Genomic DNA, 18,266 nt, shown 5'->3' on the forward strand with positions numbered 1-18,266 from the left:
GGCTTGAGTAAACAGCAAAATACATCCAAGCAATAAAAGATTCATAAGCGACATTTTTTCGAAAATGGTATATGCTTTATTCATCATGAAAAAAACCCCTGCAAAGACGGCTTAAAAGCCAAATTTGTAGGGGTTTTTTTAAGAAAATGTCATTTTTAAGAATAAAGTGGGTCAGTTATGGCAATATTTAACGTGTAACCCTGCTAAAACTCGATTTATTGTTAAAAAATAAACTTATTGCAAAAATAATGAAAAATTTTATGGATATGTTATAATGGTAACGGCAAACGGCGAATAATTCCATTACAGCATTTTTAATTACTTTTCCCTATAATATTAAAATTACATAGGAGGTTGCTTAATGACAAAGTATGTTTATCTTTTTAGTGAAGGAAATGCTTCCATGAGAAATCTCCTGGGAGGAAAGGGAGCAAACCTGGCAGAAATGACCAGTCTTGGCCTGCCTGTGCCCAGAGGATTTACAGTTACCACAGAAGCATGCACAAGGTATTATAACGACGGCAAAATTATTGCCAAGGAAATTGAAGATCAAATTTATGAAGCCCTGGCAAAGACAGAAAGCATCGTAGGAAAGAAATTTGGCGATCCTGAGAATCCGTTCTTGGTATCGGTCCGTTCAGGCGCCAGAGCTTCAATGCCGGGTATGATGGACACCATATTGAATCTGGGTCTCAATGATACCGTTGTTGAAGGTCTTGCAAAACTCACAAATAACCCGAGGTTTGCCTATGACAGCTACAGAAGGTTTATTCAGATGTTCAGCGATGTTGTAATGGAAGTTGAAAAGAATAAATTTGAGAGCATACTGGATGCCGTAAAAGAGGAGAACGGAGCTAAATTCGATACGGATTTGACAGCTGATCATCTCAAAGAGGTTGTCAGAAGATACAAGGAGCTCTTTAAAAAGGAAAAAGGCTTTGAGTTCCCTCAGGACCCCAAGGTTCAGCTGATGGAAGCGGTAAAGGCCGTGTTCCGTTCATGGGACAACCCAAGGGCTATTGTTTACAGAAGACTCAATGATATTCCCGGAGACTGGGGTACAGCAGTAAATGTGCAGGAAATGGTATACGGCAACATGGGGAACGATTCCGGCACAGGAGTTGCTTTCACCAGGAACCCAGCCACCGGTGAAAAGAAGATATACGGAGAATTTCTTATGAACGCACAGGGAGAAGACGTTGTTGCGGGAATTAGGACTCCTCAATCCATAGATCAGCTAAAGGAAGTAATGCCGGAGGTTTACGACGAATTCCTCAAAATAGCCGAAATCCTGGAAAAACACTACAGGGATATGCAGGATATGGAGTTCACCATTGAAAGAGGCAAGCTCTTCATGCTGCAGACGAGAAACGGAAAGAGAACTGCAGCGGCTGCCCTGAAGATTGCTGTTGACCTTGTTGCCGAAGGAATGGCAACCAAGGAAGAAGCATTGATGAAGGTAGATCCAAAGCAGTTGGACGCACTGCTTCACCCCAATTTTGACGAAAAAGCACTGAAGGCTGCGAAGCCCATTGCAAAAGGTTTACCGGCTTCACCGGGAGCAGCTACCGGAAGAATATACTTCTCGGCCGAAGATGCCATCGAAGCATCGAAAGGCGGAGAGACCAACGTTATTCTGGTAAGGCTGGAAACCTCACCTGAGGATATTGAAGGCATGCATGTTTCCCAGGGTATTTTGACCGGCAGGGGAGGTATGACTTCCCATGCGGCAGTTGTGGCTCGTGGCATGGGTACGTGCTGTGTGGCAGGATGCAGTGAAATAAAGATAAATGAAGAAGAGAAGTTCTTTATAGACAAGAATGGTAAGAAATATTGTGAAGGAGACTGGATTTCACTGGATGGCTCCACTGGTAATGTATATGGAGAAAGGCTGCCGACAGTTCAGCCGGAAATGACAGGGTACTTTGCTACCCTTATGCAGTGGGCTGATGAGGTCAGGAAATTAAAGATAAGGACAAATGCCGACACACCTAACGATGCAGCACAGGCACGGAAATTTGGTGCTGAAGGTATCGGCCTCTGCCGTACTGAGCATATGTTCTTCGATGCCGACAGAATACCTGCCATGAGGGAAATGATTGTGGCAAGGACAGTAGAGCAGAGAAGAAAGGCTCTCGACAAGCTGCTGCCCATGCAGAGAAGTGACTTCGAGGGATTGTTCGAGGCTATGGGAGGATATCCTGTGACCATCAGGTTCCTGGATCCCCCGCTGCATGAATTCCTGCCCCAGGAGGATGAGGATATAGCCGCTCTTGCACAGGAAATGGGACTCACCTTCGAAGAGTTGAAGGGTATAGTGGCAGACCTGCATGAATTCAACCCGATGATGGGACACAGAGGATGCCGCCTTGCGGTTACCTATCCCGAAATAGCTGAAATGCAGACCCGGGCAGTTATAGAAGCTGCAATAAATGTAAACAAGAAAGGCATGAACGTCATACCGGAGATCATGATTCCTTTGGTAGGAGAGGCTAAAGAGCTTAAGTATGTCAAGGACGTTGTTGTGAAGACAGCCAACGAGGTCATAGAAAAAGCAGGAGTCAAGCTGGAATACAAAGTAGGTACAATGATTGAGATACCGAGAGCTGCTATAACTGCAGACGAAATCGCCAGAGAAGCGGAATTTTTCTCCTTCGGTACCAACGACCTTACCCAGATGACTTTCGGCTTTAGCCGTGATGACGCCGGTAAGTTCCTTGAGGAGTATTACAACAAGAAGATATATGAGTCAGACCCCTTTGCAAGACTTGATCAGCATGGCGTCGGAAAGCTTATAGAGATGGCTGCCAAGCTGGGTAGAGGGACAAGACCTGACATCAAGCTTGGAATCTGTGGTGAGCATGGAGGAGATCCATCATCCATAGAATTCTGCCATAAAATAGGGTTGGATTATGTATCCTGTTCTCCTTTCCGTGTGCCGATAGCAAGGCTTGCAGCAGCTCAAGCTGCCATTAAAAATAAATAGTCTTAATATACAGAAAGGCAGTCCGTAAGGGCTGCCTTTCGTTATGGGCTTTAGTTTCTTAGGTTTTATAAAACTAGAGATGAGCAATTACACAAAAGTGGTTTAACATTAAAGGTGGCTTCGAAATTACTACAGACCTATAAGGGTTTAAGCAATATAGTATTTTAAACAGTATAGTATGAACTAACGGTTTAAGATAATTTTTAACATAGACCGTTTTCTATTTTTCTAGACAATGCATTTCTTTTGATAATGATAAAAATACTCTTATTTATTTACATAATTATGAAAATAATTCTATATTTTTACGGACAATAATGATAAAATATTCTATAAGAAACATTAAATATGGATAATTCTACTAGAAAGATGGTTTCTTTAGCAAAGGGATGAAAAATTCGAGCTTGTTGTAGTTATCAAATAAATGGGTATTCCCCGAAAAATTTAATTCACCTTCAGGCACAGATAAATTTTCACCCTCATTGTTCAACACCATCATATAAAAATCCACCGCAAAGATTCAGGTAACTGTAATATTTTAATGTGAGGAGTGAATTTATGCATAATAGTATTAGTGATATGGCGAGATATATAAAAAACATAATTCCGCCCAATATACCAGAAACATATACAATTAAAGCTGTGTTTAAAGACATTGCGGGAGAAGAGAATATCCGAAACGGCATTCTTGCTTTCAGGGACTTTCTCTATTTGATGTGCGACCGTTTAATTACTGACGGCAGTTTATATGACAAACCTGCCAAAACCACACAGAGTAATGATTCTCATCCAAGTTTACCGGTAAGCTATCCATTCCTGAACAACGTTAAAAGCATATTATTCAATATAGGATATCATGGAAAACTCATCGAAAACGGTGGCTCAATATTGCTTGACGATCTGAGATTGTTAACCTCCGTCATAGGTGCGGACGGCGGGCAGATGAGAGCGAAAATTTCTGCTCCGAAACTTGTCGAAGCCTTGAAATTTCTGAATTGCTGTGGTATCAATTTTGATGGCATAGACCTAGACGCGCGGGCATTGGATATGTCAAAAGCTGTATCACTAATAATTTCATATTCAAGTAATCCTGATATGCTGATAGGTTTGAAGGTTATGGCGATTGCCCAAAAAGATTTATACACCAAGGGCAATCATGATATTTTCTTGCGATGTGATTACAGTGTTTTGAAAGATGAAGATACGGAAATTACCTCTATCTTGCAGGATTTTGTTGCTCCATTGCCTGCCGTGGTACAAGATTTCGCCTTAAAACTTCATCAGCGTTATCTGGACGCGGGATTGACCTGTGTAAGGGATGTATTCTATCTTGGTATTCGCTTTATCTATTCACATAAAAATAAGGAAGTATGGACGCTTTCAGCAGCGCATGATTCCGGTTACCGCATTCTCATTAAAGCACAAAACACTCACAAATATTCTGATGTTATAGAAACATTTCCTTTGCCTTTACAGGAAAAAATCTCCCGGGGTTATGGATGCAACAAGAAATTATTCGGGGAACCCTGCCAAAAAGGTTGCCACGGTTTCAGCTTTCCTTTAGATGATTCAATAATTGATATAAGCCGGTATATTGAAGTATGGCTTGATAAAGAGGTGTCATGTATACAAAGAAAAGCCATCTGATTAATCAATGTTAAAAGTAGCTTTCTTTATAAAAATTATAAAATAATCTAACTATACATAGAGGTAACGAGGTAACGTTACAAGGAGGCAAAAATGCAAGTAGGAGATAGAATAGTATTTGACAGGTATGAATGGCGCGTACTTGACATGCAAAGCAGCATGGCTTTGATTATAACCGAAAAAATAGTGGAGCAACGCGCCTACCATAATGTTTATAAGGACACAACATGGAAGGACTGTGAGATAAGAAGATATCTTAACAGTGAATTTTATGACAGGTTTGAAGATGCTAATAAATCAAGAATCATTCAAGCATCAGTTATAAACCCGGACAACCCATGGTATGGCACAAAAGCGGGAGAAGATGTGCAGGATAACATATTCTTATTGAGCCTTGATGAAGTATGCAGATATTTTGGTGACAGCACCGAAAAACTATATAACCGAGGTAATAATAGGTATTGGAAAAAGAATGATGAGAATAACAGCAAGAGAATGGCAGTATTTGGGAATATGTATTTCTGGTGGTGGCTTAGATCACCCGGCCGTCATAACCGCCTCGCTGCGTATGTCCATGGAACCGACGGTTGCGTAGGTGTAAATGGCAATAATATAACCAACAGTAACGGGGGCATTCGTCCTGCTTTGTGGCTGAAATTATAATTTGAGTTATGGCTATAAGTTAAATCTGTGTTGAAGTATATAATTTTATTTAGAAAGCACATAAATGTGACATAATGAGAAAAGCGGAAAAATGAACCTTAGTGTTCTCTTTTTTATTAAAGATATAGTATTACTCTTGTACCATTATATTGCAAATTTGTAGATTTAACCCTGTGTTTGATTGTAATATTGAGTGAAACCGTTATAAAAAATCAAACAGATTATTTTATGGGTGGGATGCATCTATTTAGTTTTAAGAGCAATAATGGGGGGAAGAAGAAAGTGGAGAGTGTTTGTAATAGTATTAAAGAAGAGGCAATGAGATATGGATATAGGCTGCAGTTGATCGATATTAGGCATTTGGATGACCTTGAGAGGGAAATTAAAACATTTCAGCAGATAGAGGAGTTAAATGGATTTCAGAAATGGATAGTGAACGAGCTGTATGACTTTCATGTCCCAAAGTTGGAGTTTCAGGTAAAATCAATTATTATCATGGCAGTATATCATCCTATGAGTACAGATGTTACGTTCTGCTATGCAGGAAGAAATTATGAAGCTAAGGCATTGGTAAGGGCAGGGCTGGACAGAGCAAGGGAGTATCTAAAAGAAGGTTTATCCCGATGGGGATATCATGCCAAGGAAAGTTACAATCTTCCTATGAAGCGCTTGGCTGTTCATGGAGGATTAGCGGTGTATGGAAGAAACAACATCACCTATGTGGAGGGACTAGGGAGCAATGTTTCCTATCTTGCTTTTTTCTCTGATATGCCCTGTGAAGAAGATGTTTGGTTAGAACTTAAGGTGGCTGACCTTTGTGCCCAGTGCAAATGCTGTATTGAGTCATGTCCAACAGGCGCTATAAGAGAAGACAGATTTCTTATTGATAATCAGAAATGTTTATCTTTTTTTAATGAATCTGAAGGTGAATTTCCTGATTGGCTTTCCAAGGAGGTACATCATACCCTTTACGACTGTCTTAGGTGTCAGGAACACTGCCCACTTAATGCTTCTGTAGTTGAGGATAACATTGATGGGATAACCTTTACGGAAGAAGAAACAAGGATGCTCTTACAGGGGAAAGGTCCCGAGGATTTTCCAAAGGAATTTTTAAATAAGGTTGAGAAAATAGATCTGTTTAAGTGGAAGAATACCTTATCAAGGAATATGCGGGCTATTATGGAAAGCAAGAGGATGTAAGATAGAATGAAACCTTAGGAGAGTGAGCAGATGATAGGCACCGTAACGGCGAAAATTATAAACATTTTGCCGGGTAAATTTGTCACCTACGTGTCTAAAAAGATCATTGACAGATACTTAATACTGCAGATAAAGAGGGTCTTAGGAGTATATAAATAAGCAGGCTGATGTACCAATTACAAATAACTTGTCTACTCTTGCAGTTCATTCCGACGAGTAGGCATAATAAAACAGCATTAGCCCTGCCCGCTTGTAGGAATAATTAATAACCCATGTATTATTAGCAGCATAAAAAAATAAAAATATAGTTGTGAGATGTGTTGAAAATGATGGTAGAAATTATGAAAGCCTGTGTATGAAGGAAGGTAATATATGGATATGGTGAGCGGGGAAAACATAAACAAGGACTTGTCGGCGTGTATGGTCATATTTGGAGGTACGGGGGATTTAACCCACAGGAAGCTTATGCCGGCTTTGTACAACCTGGTGCACGACGGGCTGTTGCCAGAGCGTTTTGCAGTAGTTTCCGTGGGCAGGAGAGAAAAATCCCAGGAGCAATACAGGAATGAAGTGTATAATTCCTTAAACCAATACTCAAGAAATAAAATTGACGAAAATCACTGGGCAAAGCTTAGGGAATTGATATACTACTTTCAATTTGATTTTACTGAAATGGATGGGTATTTAAAATTGAAAGACTTTTTGGAGGAGCTGGATAAAAAGGCTCATACCGGAGGTAACCGGGTCTTTTATCTGGCTGTTGCTCCGGAGTATTTTGAGACCATTGTCCAAGGGATACACATTGGAAGACTTGCTGAAAATGAAGGCGCATGGAGCAGGCTGGTCATTGAAAAGCCCTTCGGAAAGGATTTGGCAACTGCAAGAAAGCTCAACAATAAGCTGCTGGAGGTATTTACGGAAAATAATATATACAGGATAGACCATTATCTGGGCAAGGAAATGATCCAGAACATAATGGTGCTTCGGTTCTGCAATTTCATTTTTGAGTCTTTGTGGAGCAACAAGTTTATTGATAATATTCAGATATCCTTAACTGAAAAGCACGGAGTCGGCACCCGGGGAGGATATTATGAAAACTCGGGAGCTATGCGGGATATGGTGCAGAATCACATCATACAGATACTTTCTCTGGTAGCCATGGAACCTCCCGTAAATCTTAAAACCGATTCCATCAGGACAGAAAAGCTGAAAGTGATTCAAGCCATTGAGGAGTTCACGCCGGAGCTTTTGAGAGATAATGTTGTGTTCGGGCAGTATGGCAGGGGCGTGGTAGATGGTGTGCCTGTTCCGGGATACCGGGAGGAGGAAAAGGTATCGCCCAATTCCATGACGGAAACCTTTGTGGCTTTGAAGCTCCATATCAACAATTTGCGGTGGGCGGGCACCCCTTTTTACATAAGGACGGGAAAAAGGCTGGGAGTCTGGTCTGCGGAGATCGTTGTCCAATTCAAATCCCTGCCTAAAATTCTGTACTTCAAGGACATGTATATACAGGAGCCAAACCTGCTGGTTATTAGAATACAGCCCAGCGTGGGAGTATTTTTCCAGTTTAACACCAAAGACTTCAGCACACATAATGATATAGTGACGACGAAAATGGACAGCAGCCATATCAGCCTCAACCAGGGCAATACTCCCGAAGCTTATGAACGCCTTTTATACGATATTCTGCGCGGGGATGCCACTCTTTTTTCCAGATGGGATGAGGTGGAAGCATCCTGGATGTTCGCTGACAGAATCATAGAATACAGGGAACAGAAAAAGCTCAACTTTCCCAACTATGAGGCCGGTACTATGGGACCGGTGAAGGCTTTTGAGCTGTTGGCCAGGGATGGACGGCAATGGTGGAATATTTAATTTAAGTATGAACCTCCAAAGCCCGTGGGCATTGAATGCAAATATTAGAAAGGAGCTGGGAAAATGAAGATATTTGATATTTCAATGAAGGTTTCTCATGATATGCCAGTCTATAAAGGGAAAGCTTCAAAAAGGCCGGTATTGAAAGTAGAAAGTGATTTTTCAACGGGGGCGGCATATGAAACCAGGCTGGAGATGAATATGCATACGGGGACGCACATAGACATGCCGCTGCACTTTCTAAAAAATGGCAGGACTATTGACACCCTGGAGCTGGACAAAGTGGTGACCCGGTGCAAGGTTTTTGATTTTAAGGAAGCGGAAGATAGGATAACCCAGGAACATCTGCAGGAAAAAGACATTGAAGATGGAGACTTTATATTGCTGAAAACCAGGAATTCTTATCTAGATATATTGGAAAAGGAATTTATATACCTTGATAAAACTGGTGCCGATTATCTAAAAGGCAAGGGGATAATTGGTGTCGGTATTGACTCTCTTGGGATTGAAAGGTCCCAACCGGAGCATGAGACTCACAAAATTTTGCTGGGAGCTGGTATTATAATTCTGGAGGGTCTTAGACTGAAAGATGTGGATGAGGGTGAATATATTCTTTATGCAGCACCGATAAATGTAGCCGGTGCGGAGGCTGCGCCGGTGAGGGCTGTCCTGATAGTCAATTAACAAACAAACCGTGTCAAAAATGCCCCCCATTCCCATGATCGGGGGTAATTAAATTTTATTGTATCGGGGGATTTGCGATTTTCTTTCTCATATGACAGTATAAGAGTCTCTATCTAACTAATAGAAGCAGAAAGTGGACTTTGATTTTTTGATATCTAACATCCTATCCCTCTGGAGGCAACGGAGGATTTTTCGATAATCATGTTCATCAGTGTCTCAATAATTTCATCCTCTGTTTCTTCCAGGTTGAAGAAAAACTTCAGATACCTTATTTTTTCACTCTTTTGCAGGTCGGATATGTCTACGGGCATCGTTTTGTGTCCACTGCTTAACAGAAAACTTCCCGTGAAGACATAATCATCTTCAGAAATGTGGAGACTGGACATTAAAAGATCGGAAGTTTTCATAAAATCCCTCCTGATTTTTTAATATATAATAATATATACCCTAAAAATACTGTTTAGTAACAAAGAATTCTGAATTTTGGTCAATTGAAAAGGTAATTTCCACTTTGCAAAAGTAAATTCCATGGATGCTGTTATCATTGAGAAAAATAGTAATTCAGCGGGTTTTGGATTAGTTTATTTAGGCAAATTTTTAATGCTTTTCAGTCAATAATAGGTTAAAATATGAGGTAGAGGAACAAGGCCAGCCCTTTTTTGGGTATATCAAACTAGAGGTGTGAAGATTAACTAACTTTTTGCAAGAGTAATTTCCACCCTGTTTGTAAATGCTTATAGAGTTGTGGCTGGTGGTGCCTCTGGTTATTTAATATTTATTTCTTAAGAAGGGATGAATGCAGGGTGACATTATCTGTCGGGATGAGTTCTACATTCATCCTTCTTAATATTTCTTCCCCGTAGAGCAATCCAAAAGCCCAATAAGGGGTTTTATCCCCGAGATTCAGTCGACTGTACGAGTTGATATGGTTCATCATAAGAGTTATGTCCCGCTGAGTAAACTCATCAAGAGAAGTACCCTTTGGGATAATGCGTCTAATCAAAGCATGGTTGTTTTCTGCTGCGCCTTTCTGGTAAGGAGCCAGCGGATTACAGTAGAATACACAGGTTCTGCGTTGCCCATGTGAATCGAATTCAATAGCGGACGGATTCGAGAACTCACTGCCGTTGTCACAAAGTAATACCGGGAACAATTTGCGGAAGGTATCCGGGCCTAGTTCCAGGTAAAGCTGATCAAAGATATCAATGACAGATTGGGAGGTATTAGCATCTCTAATGAATGCGAGCATGAGCTGTGGGACAGTAAAATGCAGTGTCAGCAGGACTTTGCCGCCTATTCTTCCTATTACCGTGTCCATTTCCACTACGGGAAGGTCCGGATGCTCTTGCATAAATTTAAGAAAGTCTTGATAAGTTCGGCCTATTCGGCATTTTTTATCCACTTTGAACTGGTCTTTTCCCTTTTTACGTCTGCCCATACGTACAACTCTTGGCATATCGATATTTTTTGCTGTAAAGATACCCTTGTCCACATAGTTGTAGAGTGTGCGTTCATCGAGCATGATTTCATCAGCATGGTTAATGCATATATGGTGGAGTGACTGGCCTTTAATTAGCAGCGGGCTAATAATGGAATCCAATCTTATCGCTTCTTCTTCAGTGATTTGTAAACCCTGACGGCACTCAGAGCGTACTGTCTCGTATTCTCTTTGTGCATGTGTTGCAGAATAAATCCTCTTCTCTAATGTACAAGACTGTTTGTCTTCACAACCATTACAAACATAGGGCGGCTTCGAAAGCTTGGGACAAATTTCCTGTTGATACTCATGACATAGTGATGAACACATGCGAGACTTGCAAGCGCGACAATAACGGCTACAACGCAAACTGCCGCAAAGATGCTTAACAGGGCAACCAATACGATGTTTACAATCATTGAACACTCTTCCATAACAGCCGGTTTTCCTAAATTGGATATGGTTCTTCACTTCCTTGGATATCGTGGTTGGGTCCTTTCCAAGCTCGCGTGCTATGCTTTTGAATGATTTCCTGCTGATTAACCTTTGATCAATTATATTTCTTTCTTCCTGACTCAAATGTTTAAAGCCACGCATATATGTACCCCCTTCAGAGGCACCACCATATATATCATAGCTTTTTGAGAGACAATATTCCAGCTTTCACAAGAAAATAGGAACAGTGTGATCTTTGCAAAAGTAACTTCCACCTTTCTCATTTCTAGCGATTTGCAAAACTAAATTCCACTGTCTATGAATTTGGGGTGGAAATAACTTTTTCAATTAAACCCTAAAAAATTTTTTAAAATTTCCGAAAGATACTATTGCATTCTTAGAATGTTGATGCTATAATATCAACTGTTGATGCGATGCGGGTTTGTGTAATGGTAGCACAAGTGACTCTGGATCACTCTGTCAGGGTTCGAATCCTTGACCCGCAGCCAAAATCTCTGAACTATCGGTTCAGAGATTTTTTTATACCTTATGGCAAAGCAGTATGGATGATGTGAGTGTTGGCAAAATAAAGACAATTTTAAGGTTTATTTATTGAAAAATAGACTTATAATATATATAATTAATAAATAATAATATGCGAAATGCGGCGATGACAAAGAAAATGGTTTAAGATTTCTTAAAGAGAGCCGATGGCAGGTGGGAATCGGTGAAATATTAAACCTTTCCGCTTTTGGAGCCGCCGATGATGAATCGGAAGGTTGGTACCCTTTACAGTACCGGTGTTGAGGGGCTGGTTCCTGTCAGGGACCGGCAACTTGGGTGGCAACGCGGATTACTTCCGTCCCATGAGTTTTGGGATGGAAGTTTTTGTTTATAGTAAAAAATAAATTTATATAAATGACCAAGGAGGATAAAAACATGCTGGACATTAAATTTGTAAGGGAGAACCCCGAAATCGTAAAGCAAAATATTAGGAACAAGTTCCAGGACAGCAAGCTGGGCTTGGTGGATGAAGTGATCAAGCTGGATGCTGAGCTCAGGGATACGAAGAAGGAAGCTGAAGCTTTAAGGGCAAACAGAAATGCGATTTCCAAAAAAATCGGAGGATTGATGGCCCAAGGTAAAAGGGAAGAGGCAGAAGAGCTGAAAAAGGAAGTTACAGCAAATTCCCAGCGTTTAGCTGAGCTGGAGGCAAAGGAAAATGAACTGGAAAAGAAAGTAAAGGATATCATGATGGTAATACCCAACATTATCGACCCCAGCGTTCCCATCGGCAGGGACGATAGTGAGAATGTTGAAATTCAGCGCTTTGGTGAGCCGGTGGTACCTGATTTTGAAATCCCGTACCACACCGATATCATGGCCAAGTTTAACGGCATTGATCTGGAAAGTGCCAGAAGGGTTTCAGGAAATGGCTTCTACTATCTGATGGGGGATATAGCCAGGCTTCATTCCGCTGTCATTTCCTACGCCAGGGACTTTATGATAAATCGCGGCTTTACATATTGCATCCCGCCCTATATGATCCGCAGCGAAGTTGTGACCGGTGTTATGAGTTTTGCGGAAATGGATGCGATGATGTATAAGGTTGAAGGCGAGGACTTGTATTTGATAGGAACCAGCGAGCATTCCATGATAGGCAAATTTATTGACACAATACTTCCGGAGTCAGCGCTGCCCCAGACATTAACCAGCTATTCCCCATGCTTCAGAAAGGAAAAGGGAGCCCACGGCTTGGAAGAGAGGGGAGTATATCGCATCCACCAGTTTGAAAAGCAGGAAATGATAGTAATATGCAAACCGGAAGACAGCATGATGTGGTTTGACAAGCTGTGGCAGAACACAGTGGATTTCTTCCGTTCCCTGGATATACCGGTTAGGACTTTGGAGTGCTGTTCCGGCGATTTGGCTGATTTGAAAGTGAAGTCGGTGGATGTGGAGGCATGGTCGCCGAGGCAGAAAAAGTATTTCGAAGTAGGAAGCTGTTCCAATTTGGGAGATGCTCAGGCACGACGCCTTAAAATCCGTGTGGATGGAGAAAAAGGAAGGTATTTCGCCCATACATTAAACAATACTGTCGTAGCACCTCCAAGAATGCTGATTGCCTTCCTGGAGAACAATCTCAATGCCGATGGCACCGTCAGCATTCCTCCTGCTCTGCAGCCATACATGGGCGGAATGACGGTTATTAAATAAGCCGTAGGAAAAGAAGCAGGCAAGCGGATGAAAGCGGATTTTTACACATAGAAGCGGTTTTTATTCAGTGCTTCCGGGAATAATGATATTGTAAAGCCTGAATTAAGCATAAAACGTTAATTACGTGCCTGATTATCATAATTAAACCCGAAATGGCATTTTATGCACATAAGGCTCCTTTTCCCGGTATGCCAGTAGACCATATACATGGGAGAACCGCATATGGGGCAAATGGATGAAGTTTTCTTGCGAAAAGCGCTGATAACTGAATTCATATAGCCTCCTAAAAACCAAATAATATTAGTCTATTTTGTGTAAGTTATCCGGATTTTACCCTTGTAAAAACTGGCAGCTTTGGGGTTGTGCAGTACCCGTTTTGGTTATATGCTTAATATAAGCAGTGGATAAACGTCAAATATACGGAGGTGTTCTTATGGTAAAAAGAGGAAGCGAAATGATTAAGGAAATAAAGGAACAGATGAGGGGAGGCAAAGGCTCTGTCGAAATTACCCATATATACAAGCAGGATGAAATGAAGGGTAAAGCCAGGCTCTTTGCAAAAATCACCATAAATCCGGGTTGTTCCATAGGATTTCATGAACATTCGGATGAGGAAGAGATTTTCTACATAATAAAGGGCAAGGGAATCTTTGATGACAATGGCACCAAGAAGGAAATAAGCGCCGGAGATGCCGCCATCACCGGAGGAGGGGCGTCCCATTCCGTTGAAAATACGGGAAACGAGCCTCTTGAAATGTTGGCGGTCATACTGTTATATTGATACCCAGGCGGCAGCTGTTATTCTGAAGCTGCCGCTTCATTTTTTAAAGGGTTTTATGTTTCACAGGAGATTTTATTTTTACAAAAAGTTTACATTACCGGGATTTTTCATAGAGAACATCTGGGGCTTATAAGGTTTTTACTTAATTCACAAATTGCACATACAACACTATTATAATCGCGATAGGCAAAAGCTCTTGCTAAGATTGCTATGTTTGGGGCTACCCACTTTTCCTTTTTTACCTTTAATGCACTAAAAATACGCCAATTCTCAGGATAATCAATTCAAAATGCAGACTCATAGTATACCTCCTATGTATGATACGGCAGATTTACAGGAGCATTATTCCTGATATAACTATATAAAACAACAAAACACAAAAAAATACGTGTTATTCTGTGTAAAATATGCTATAATATAAAAGTTGTTAAATCGGAGGAACACCCTTATACAGTATACCATATGTGGAACTCCGGATTTGGTATATAGAAGGTACTGCCGGGCGGGAGTATGTTTCTAAAATGTCTAGGAAATTTTTCGGGCATGAAACCGGTAATTTCCAGCTAGGGCGTTTTAATAGAATCTTCCTGTATTTTTGCTGGAAGGCTTTATTTTGTACCAACATCCTGAGTGAAAATTTTAATCATCGGGTTATTTTAGATTTCGCATATATGGGGAAATATATAAGCAGGGTTACAAGCTTGGCTAATAAATTACGGCAGGTAAAGTGATGGGGAAGGAGAAGCTGCACAATCACAGCGGAGGAAATTCCTTTACGGTACGGATTAAACAATGGAATTGTAAAGGAATTTTCAGATTGGCAGAGTTCCCTTCTTAATAGTAAGGTTATGGATGCCGCATCCATTGTTTTTGATGGAAAAGTCGGGGCGCCCATGAGCAGCAGAGGCTCATTTTTTCTGTTTTTTACTGCGGCTTCACTGCTCAATGCATGCAAACACATAACCTTATTATATGCTGTCTGAATTATCTGAATGTATATATGTATAACGGAAATTTTCAAGGCATGGCTGATACAGCACGTCTGAGAAGTGTTCTTTTTTACAAATAATTATAACATGAAACGTGGAGGTTTTTTTGTGGCTAAAAATAAGAAAAAATTAAAAGTAATACCCTTAGGTGGTATACAGGAGATAGGTAAGAATATTACCGTATTTGAGTATGGTGAAGATATTATAGTAGTTGATTGCGGTATGACATTCCCGGATGATGAGATGTTGGGTATTGACCTTGTAATACCGGATGTCAGTTACCTTATTAAAAACAGGGAAAAGATAAGAGGGATTGTCCTCACCCATGGGCATGAGGACCATATAGGAGCTCTCCCTTATGTTCTGAAGGAAATCAATGTGCCGGTATATGGCACCAAGCTTACGCTGGGTCTGCTGAAGAACAAGCTGGAAGAGCATGAACTGCTCTCATCAGTAAAACTGGAGACAGTAAAGCATGGAGATACGGTGGAACTGGGAGTTTTTAGGGTGGAGTTCATACGCTCCAATCACAGCATAGCCGATACCTCGGCTTTGGCAATTTACACTCCAGTAGGCATAGTTGTCCATACTGGCGACTTTAAAATTGATTATACCCCTATTGAAGGAGAGCCGATGGATCTGGCAAGGCTTGCCGAGCTTGGAAGAAAAGGTGTGCTGCTGCTCATGTCCGACAGCACAAACGTTGAGCATGAGGGTTATACCATGTCTGAACGCACGGTAGGAAGCACATTTGATGAGATATTCATGAAAGCTACGGGCAGAATCCTTGTAGCTACCTTCGCATCAAATGTCCACAGGATACAGCAGATAATCAATGCCGCAGTGAAATTCAACAGAAAAGTGGCAATGTGTGGACGAAGCATGATAAATGTATGCAATGTGGCTATGGAGCTGGGTTATATGAATGTTCCCGAGGGAGTGCTGGTGGACATAGATAATATAGGCAAATACAACCCTGAGCATCTGGTGATAATAACCACCGGAACCCAAGGGGAACCAATGTCTGCCCTCTCACGGATAGCAGCTTCGGAACACAAGAAAGTGGAAATCATTCCAGGAGATCTTGTGATAATATCCGCTTCCTCCATACCTGGGAATGAAAGGCTGATATCCAGGGTTATCAATGAGCTGTTCAAAAAAGGTGCCGATGTGATCTATGAAGCTCTGGCAGACATCCATGTGTCGGGACACGCATGCAAAGAAGAGTTGAAGCTGATACAGAAACTAGTGCAGCCGAAATTCTTCATGCCGGTGCACGGTGAATACAGGCATTTAAAACAGCATGGAAACCTCGCCCGCCAGTTGGGCAAGTCTCCTGATGAAATATTCATAATGGAAAACGGCAAGGTTCTGGAGCTCACTGCCGATTCTGCGAAGATAAACGGAAGCGTCACTGCGGGCAATGTCCTGGTGGATGGCTTAGGTATAGGGGATGTGGGCAACATAGTCTTAAGGGACAGAAAACATCTTTCCCAGGATGGACTTATTGTCGTGGTTATTACTTTTGCATCCGAAACCGGCTCGGTTATTGCAGGCCCTGACATAATATCCCGAGGCTTTGTATATGTAAGGGAGTCGGAGGATCTTATGGATGAAATGAAAGAAGTTGCAAAGGCTGCCCTGCAGAAATGTGAAGAAAAGAAGAAAAATGACTGGGCAAGCAAGAAGAGCGTCATAAAGGAAACTCTGAGGGATTTCATATATGAAAAGACCAAGAGAAAGCCTATGATATTGCCGATAATAATGGAAGTGTAGGAAATGTAAAGGCCAACCGGCAGTTTTTAAGCTGTCTGTTGGCCTTTTATGTAATCATTATTTTTCTATACAATCACTATATTCTGGGTGAATTCCTGCCCGGCAGTTCTAAAAGCCGGATTTGGATATCCCAGCACGTACATATCGGTGGCCAGGGCTTCAATCTCAAGCATCCTCCTTATGAGACGATTGTCGGAATTCTTGAAATCTGCTGCCTTCACGATCACAGGAAGGTCAGCATTGCGGGTGATGGAAGAAAGCATCTCCCGGCCTTTCCGGTTGAAGCCCAGGACCCTTATATACTGAGGGCCGCCCGAACTGTTGAACTCATTCAAATCCTGGGCAGTCAAACCTGCGAGAAAATTGAACAGTATCCTCTGTATCCGTGTTCTGGTGTATCTGCGGGTGGCTATTTTGTCAATCATTTCTTCCAGAGTGCCGGAGTTTTCGGTAGCATTCTTTATCCTGTTTTCCAGACCTTCAGTGATATAAGGAAGCTTTCTCAGACTCTCTAAAGATGCCCTTCTCAAAGCCGATAAAATTATGAGATCAAAATTGCTGCTTGAGACCGGACCTCTGCCGCATTTGAATTCCTCCTGCAGTATTGATGCGCTTGCCTCAGGAAGAGCATTAAAAAACTCTGCTTCGTTGGGTATATGGGCACTGGACAATATGCTCCTTCTTATAGCGGTAGCGCTGGAAATGCTTCCGGTTAATTCTTCGGTATGGTAGGTGTTGCTTATCCTTTTTATTGTCAGCGGAATTATGCGGCTTTTTAGCTTTTTCAGCGCTTTAAGATATTCTATTCCCAGAATATTGTTGGATGTCTTCAACACCGAAGTCATGCTGCCGTCCGATTTGCATTGAGAATCCAGATAGCCTTGCAGTGCGGCTTCCCTAGCGGCAGGGTAAGAGAGACCCTTTTCCAACTGCTGTTTTAAGAGCTTACGGTAGCACTCCGGCTCTCTGTGCAGGACATCGGCAATCATATCCAGCTCTTCGATTTTTCCGTTTTCGCTTCCAAAGCAAATATGGTCGATAATCCCAAGGCTGTCCAGAATTCTTACAGCCCCATAGGCAAAATACTCAGCACTGGAGACAGCATAGACAGCCGGCAGCTCCAGTACAAGATCTGCCCCCGACATTAGCGCCATCCTCGCCCGGGCCCACTTGTTTACCAGTGCCGGTTCACCTCTCTGTATAAAATTTCCACTCATAACACATACCAGATAGTCACAGCCGCTTAGAATCCGGGACTGCTGTATATGGTATAGGTGACCGTTATGAAAGGGATTATATTCCACTATTAAACCCAGTGCTTTCATCATAACCTCCATGAATCCGATGTACTGAAGGAATCGCTCCAGTGGACATTAAAAAGTCAATGCGCCTTTGTTCATGTTTTATGCTTGCCTTAAGCAGACGGATGCTTGGGATTTTCCGGAGAAAAACTGTAAACCGGTTCAAAACCGGCAAGTTTATCGGCATCCCATGCCATCAGCGTATTCTGTCTTAAATTTCCATTTCAATACA

At 41.6% G+C, this 18,266-nt stretch carries 13 protein-coding genes and 1 tRNA gene; 11 read left to right on the forward strand and 3 right to left on the reverse strand.

The window, feature by feature from the left end:
• The first annotated feature begins 361 nt into the window (after positions 1–361).
• The 7 genes from ppdK to CDO33_RS05565 all read left to right on the forward strand — a co-directional run bounded on the left by ppdK (position 362) and on the right by CDO33_RS05565 (position 9,058).
• A complete protein-coding gene (gene ppdK, locus CDO33_RS05535; protein ID WP_103081111.1) occupies positions 362–2,986 on the forward strand; it encodes a pyruvate, phosphate dikinase in 2,625 nt (874 codons plus the stop codon).
• Positions 2,987–3,544: 558 nt separating this feature from the next.
• Positions 3,545–4,633, forward strand: a complete 1,089-nt coding sequence (locus CDO33_RS05540; protein WP_103081110.1) for a hypothetical protein — start codon at positions 3,545–3,547, stop codon at positions 4,631–4,633.
• Positions 4,634–4,726: 93 nt separating this feature from the next.
• Entirely contained in the window at positions 4,727–5,296 is a 570-nt protein-coding gene (locus CDO33_RS05545) for a DUF6273 domain-containing protein (protein ID WP_103081109.1), read from the forward strand.
• 189 nt (positions 5,297–5,485) lie between these two features.
• Positions 5,486–6,496, forward strand: a complete 1,011-nt coding sequence (locus CDO33_RS05550) for a 4Fe-4S double cluster binding domain-containing protein (protein ID WP_133158685.1) — start codon at positions 5,486–5,488, stop codon at positions 6,494–6,496.
• A gap of 30 nt (positions 6,497–6,526) precedes the next feature.
• Entirely contained in the window at positions 6,527–6,655 is a 129-nt protein-coding gene (locus CDO33_RS21450) for a hypothetical protein (RefSeq protein WP_274540229.1), read from the forward strand.
• A gap of 213 nt (positions 6,656–6,868) precedes the next feature.
• Complete coding sequence (gene zwf / locus CDO33_RS05560) at positions 6,869–8,374, forward strand: glucose-6-phosphate dehydrogenase (RefSeq protein WP_202849489.1); 1,506 nt, start codon at positions 6,869–6,871, stop codon at positions 8,372–8,374.
• Positions 8,375–8,437: 63 nt separating this feature from the next.
• Positions 8,438–9,058 carry a cyclase family protein gene (locus CDO33_RS05565; RefSeq protein WP_103081107.1) on the forward strand — a complete coding sequence of 207 codons (621 nt, stop codon included), beginning with the start codon at positions 8,438–8,440 and terminating at the stop codon, positions 9,056–9,058.
• A gap of 155 nt (positions 9,059–9,213) precedes the next feature.
• Here the strand turns inward: CDO33_RS05565 and CDO33_RS05570 are convergent, their stop codons facing one another.
• Together CDO33_RS05570 and CDO33_RS05575 are read right to left on the reverse strand one after the other, a co-directional pair.
• Positions 9,214–9,465, reverse strand: coding sequence for a hypothetical protein (locus CDO33_RS05570; protein ID WP_103081106.1), 252 nt, complete (start codon positions 9,463–9,465; stop codon positions 9,214–9,216).
• A 368-nt stretch (positions 9,466–9,833) separates the two neighbouring features.
• Positions 9,834–11,132, reverse strand: a complete 1,299-nt coding sequence (locus tag CDO33_RS05575; protein WP_103102777.1) for an IS30 family transposase — start codon at positions 11,130–11,132, stop codon at positions 9,834–9,836.
• 273 nt (positions 11,133–11,405) lie between these two features.
• Here CDO33_RS05575 and CDO33_RS05580 point away from each other — a divergent pair.
• The 4 genes from CDO33_RS05580 to CDO33_RS05600 all read left to right on the forward strand — a co-directional run bounded on the left by CDO33_RS05580 (position 11,406) and on the right by CDO33_RS05600 (position 16,733).
• A tRNA-Gln gene (locus CDO33_RS05580) sits at positions 11,406–11,479 on the forward strand.
• A 430-nt stretch (positions 11,480–11,909) separates the two neighbouring features.
• Positions 11,910–13,187: a serine--tRNA ligase gene (serS, locus tag CDO33_RS05585; RefSeq protein WP_103080153.1), complete on the forward strand. Its 1,278-nt coding sequence runs from the start codon at positions 11,910–11,912 to the stop codon at positions 13,185–13,187.
• A 433-nt stretch (positions 13,188–13,620) separates the two neighbouring features.
• Complete coding sequence (locus CDO33_RS05590) at positions 13,621–13,968, forward strand: cupin domain-containing protein (RefSeq protein WP_103080154.1); 348 nt, start codon at positions 13,621–13,623, stop codon at positions 13,966–13,968.
• A 1,097-nt stretch (positions 13,969–15,065) separates the two neighbouring features.
• Positions 15,066–16,733, forward strand: coding sequence for a ribonuclease J (locus CDO33_RS05600; protein ID WP_103080156.1), 1,668 nt, complete (start codon positions 15,066–15,068; stop codon positions 16,731–16,733).
• Between the two features lie 65 nt (positions 16,734–16,798).
• On the opposite strand, the gene CDO33_RS05605 is transcribed toward CDO33_RS05600, so the two are convergent.
• Positions 16,799–18,061 (reverse strand): nucleotidyltransferase, encoded by a 1,263-nt coding sequence (locus CDO33_RS05605; RefSeq protein ID WP_479690668.1) that lies wholly within the window; start codon positions 18,059–18,061, stop codon positions 16,799–16,801.
• Positions 18,062–18,266: the final 205 nt, after the last annotated feature.

The sequence above is a fragment of the Clostridium thermosuccinogenes genome (assembly GCF_002896855.1).
GTDB classification, from domain to species: Bacteria; Bacillota; Clostridia; order Acetivibrionales; family DSM-5807; genus Pseudoclostridium; species Pseudoclostridium thermosuccinogenes.

What these genes read in the sequence shown, in the direction of transcription:
- ppdK (WP_103081111.1), top strand. Translation starts at nt 362, where the DNA reads ATGACAAAGTATGTTTATCTTTTTAGTGAAGGAAATGCTTCCATGAGA.
- CDO33_RS05540 (WP_103081110.1), top strand. Translation starts at nt 3,545, where the DNA reads ATGCATAATAGTATTAGTGATATGGCGAGATATATAAAAAACATAATT.
- CDO33_RS05545 (WP_103081109.1), top strand. Translation starts at nt 4,727, where the DNA reads ATGCAAGTAGGAGATAGAATAGTATTTGACAGGTATGAATGGCGCGTA.
- CDO33_RS21450 (WP_274540229.1), top strand. Translation starts at nt 6,527, where the DNA reads ATGATAGGCACCGTAACGGCGAAAATTATAAACATTTTGCCGGGTAAA.
- zwf (WP_202849489.1), top strand. Translation starts at nt 6,869, where the DNA reads ATGGATATGGTGAGCGGGGAAAACATAAACAAGGACTTGTCGGCGTGT.
- CDO33_RS05565 (WP_103081107.1), top strand. Translation starts at nt 8,438, where the DNA reads ATGAAGATATTTGATATTTCAATGAAGGTTTCTCATGATATGCCAGTC.
- CDO33_RS05570 (WP_103081106.1), bottom strand. Translation starts at nt 9,465, where the DNA reads ATGAAAACTTCCGATCTTTTAATGTCCAGTCTCCACATTTCTGAAGAT.
- CDO33_RS05575 (WP_103102777.1), bottom strand. Translation starts at nt 11,132, where the DNA reads ATGCGTGGCTTTAAACATTTGAGTCAGGAAGAAAGAAATATAATTGAT.
- serS (WP_103080153.1), top strand. Translation starts at nt 11,910, where the DNA reads ATGCTGGACATTAAATTTGTAAGGGAGAACCCCGAAATCGTAAAGCAA.
- CDO33_RS05590 (WP_103080154.1), top strand. Translation starts at nt 13,621, where the DNA reads ATGGTAAAAAGAGGAAGCGAAATGATTAAGGAAATAAAGGAACAGATG.
- CDO33_RS05605 (WP_479690668.1), bottom strand. Translation starts at nt 18,061, where the DNA reads ATGATGAAAGCACTGGGTTTAATAGTGGAATATAATCCCTTTCATAAC.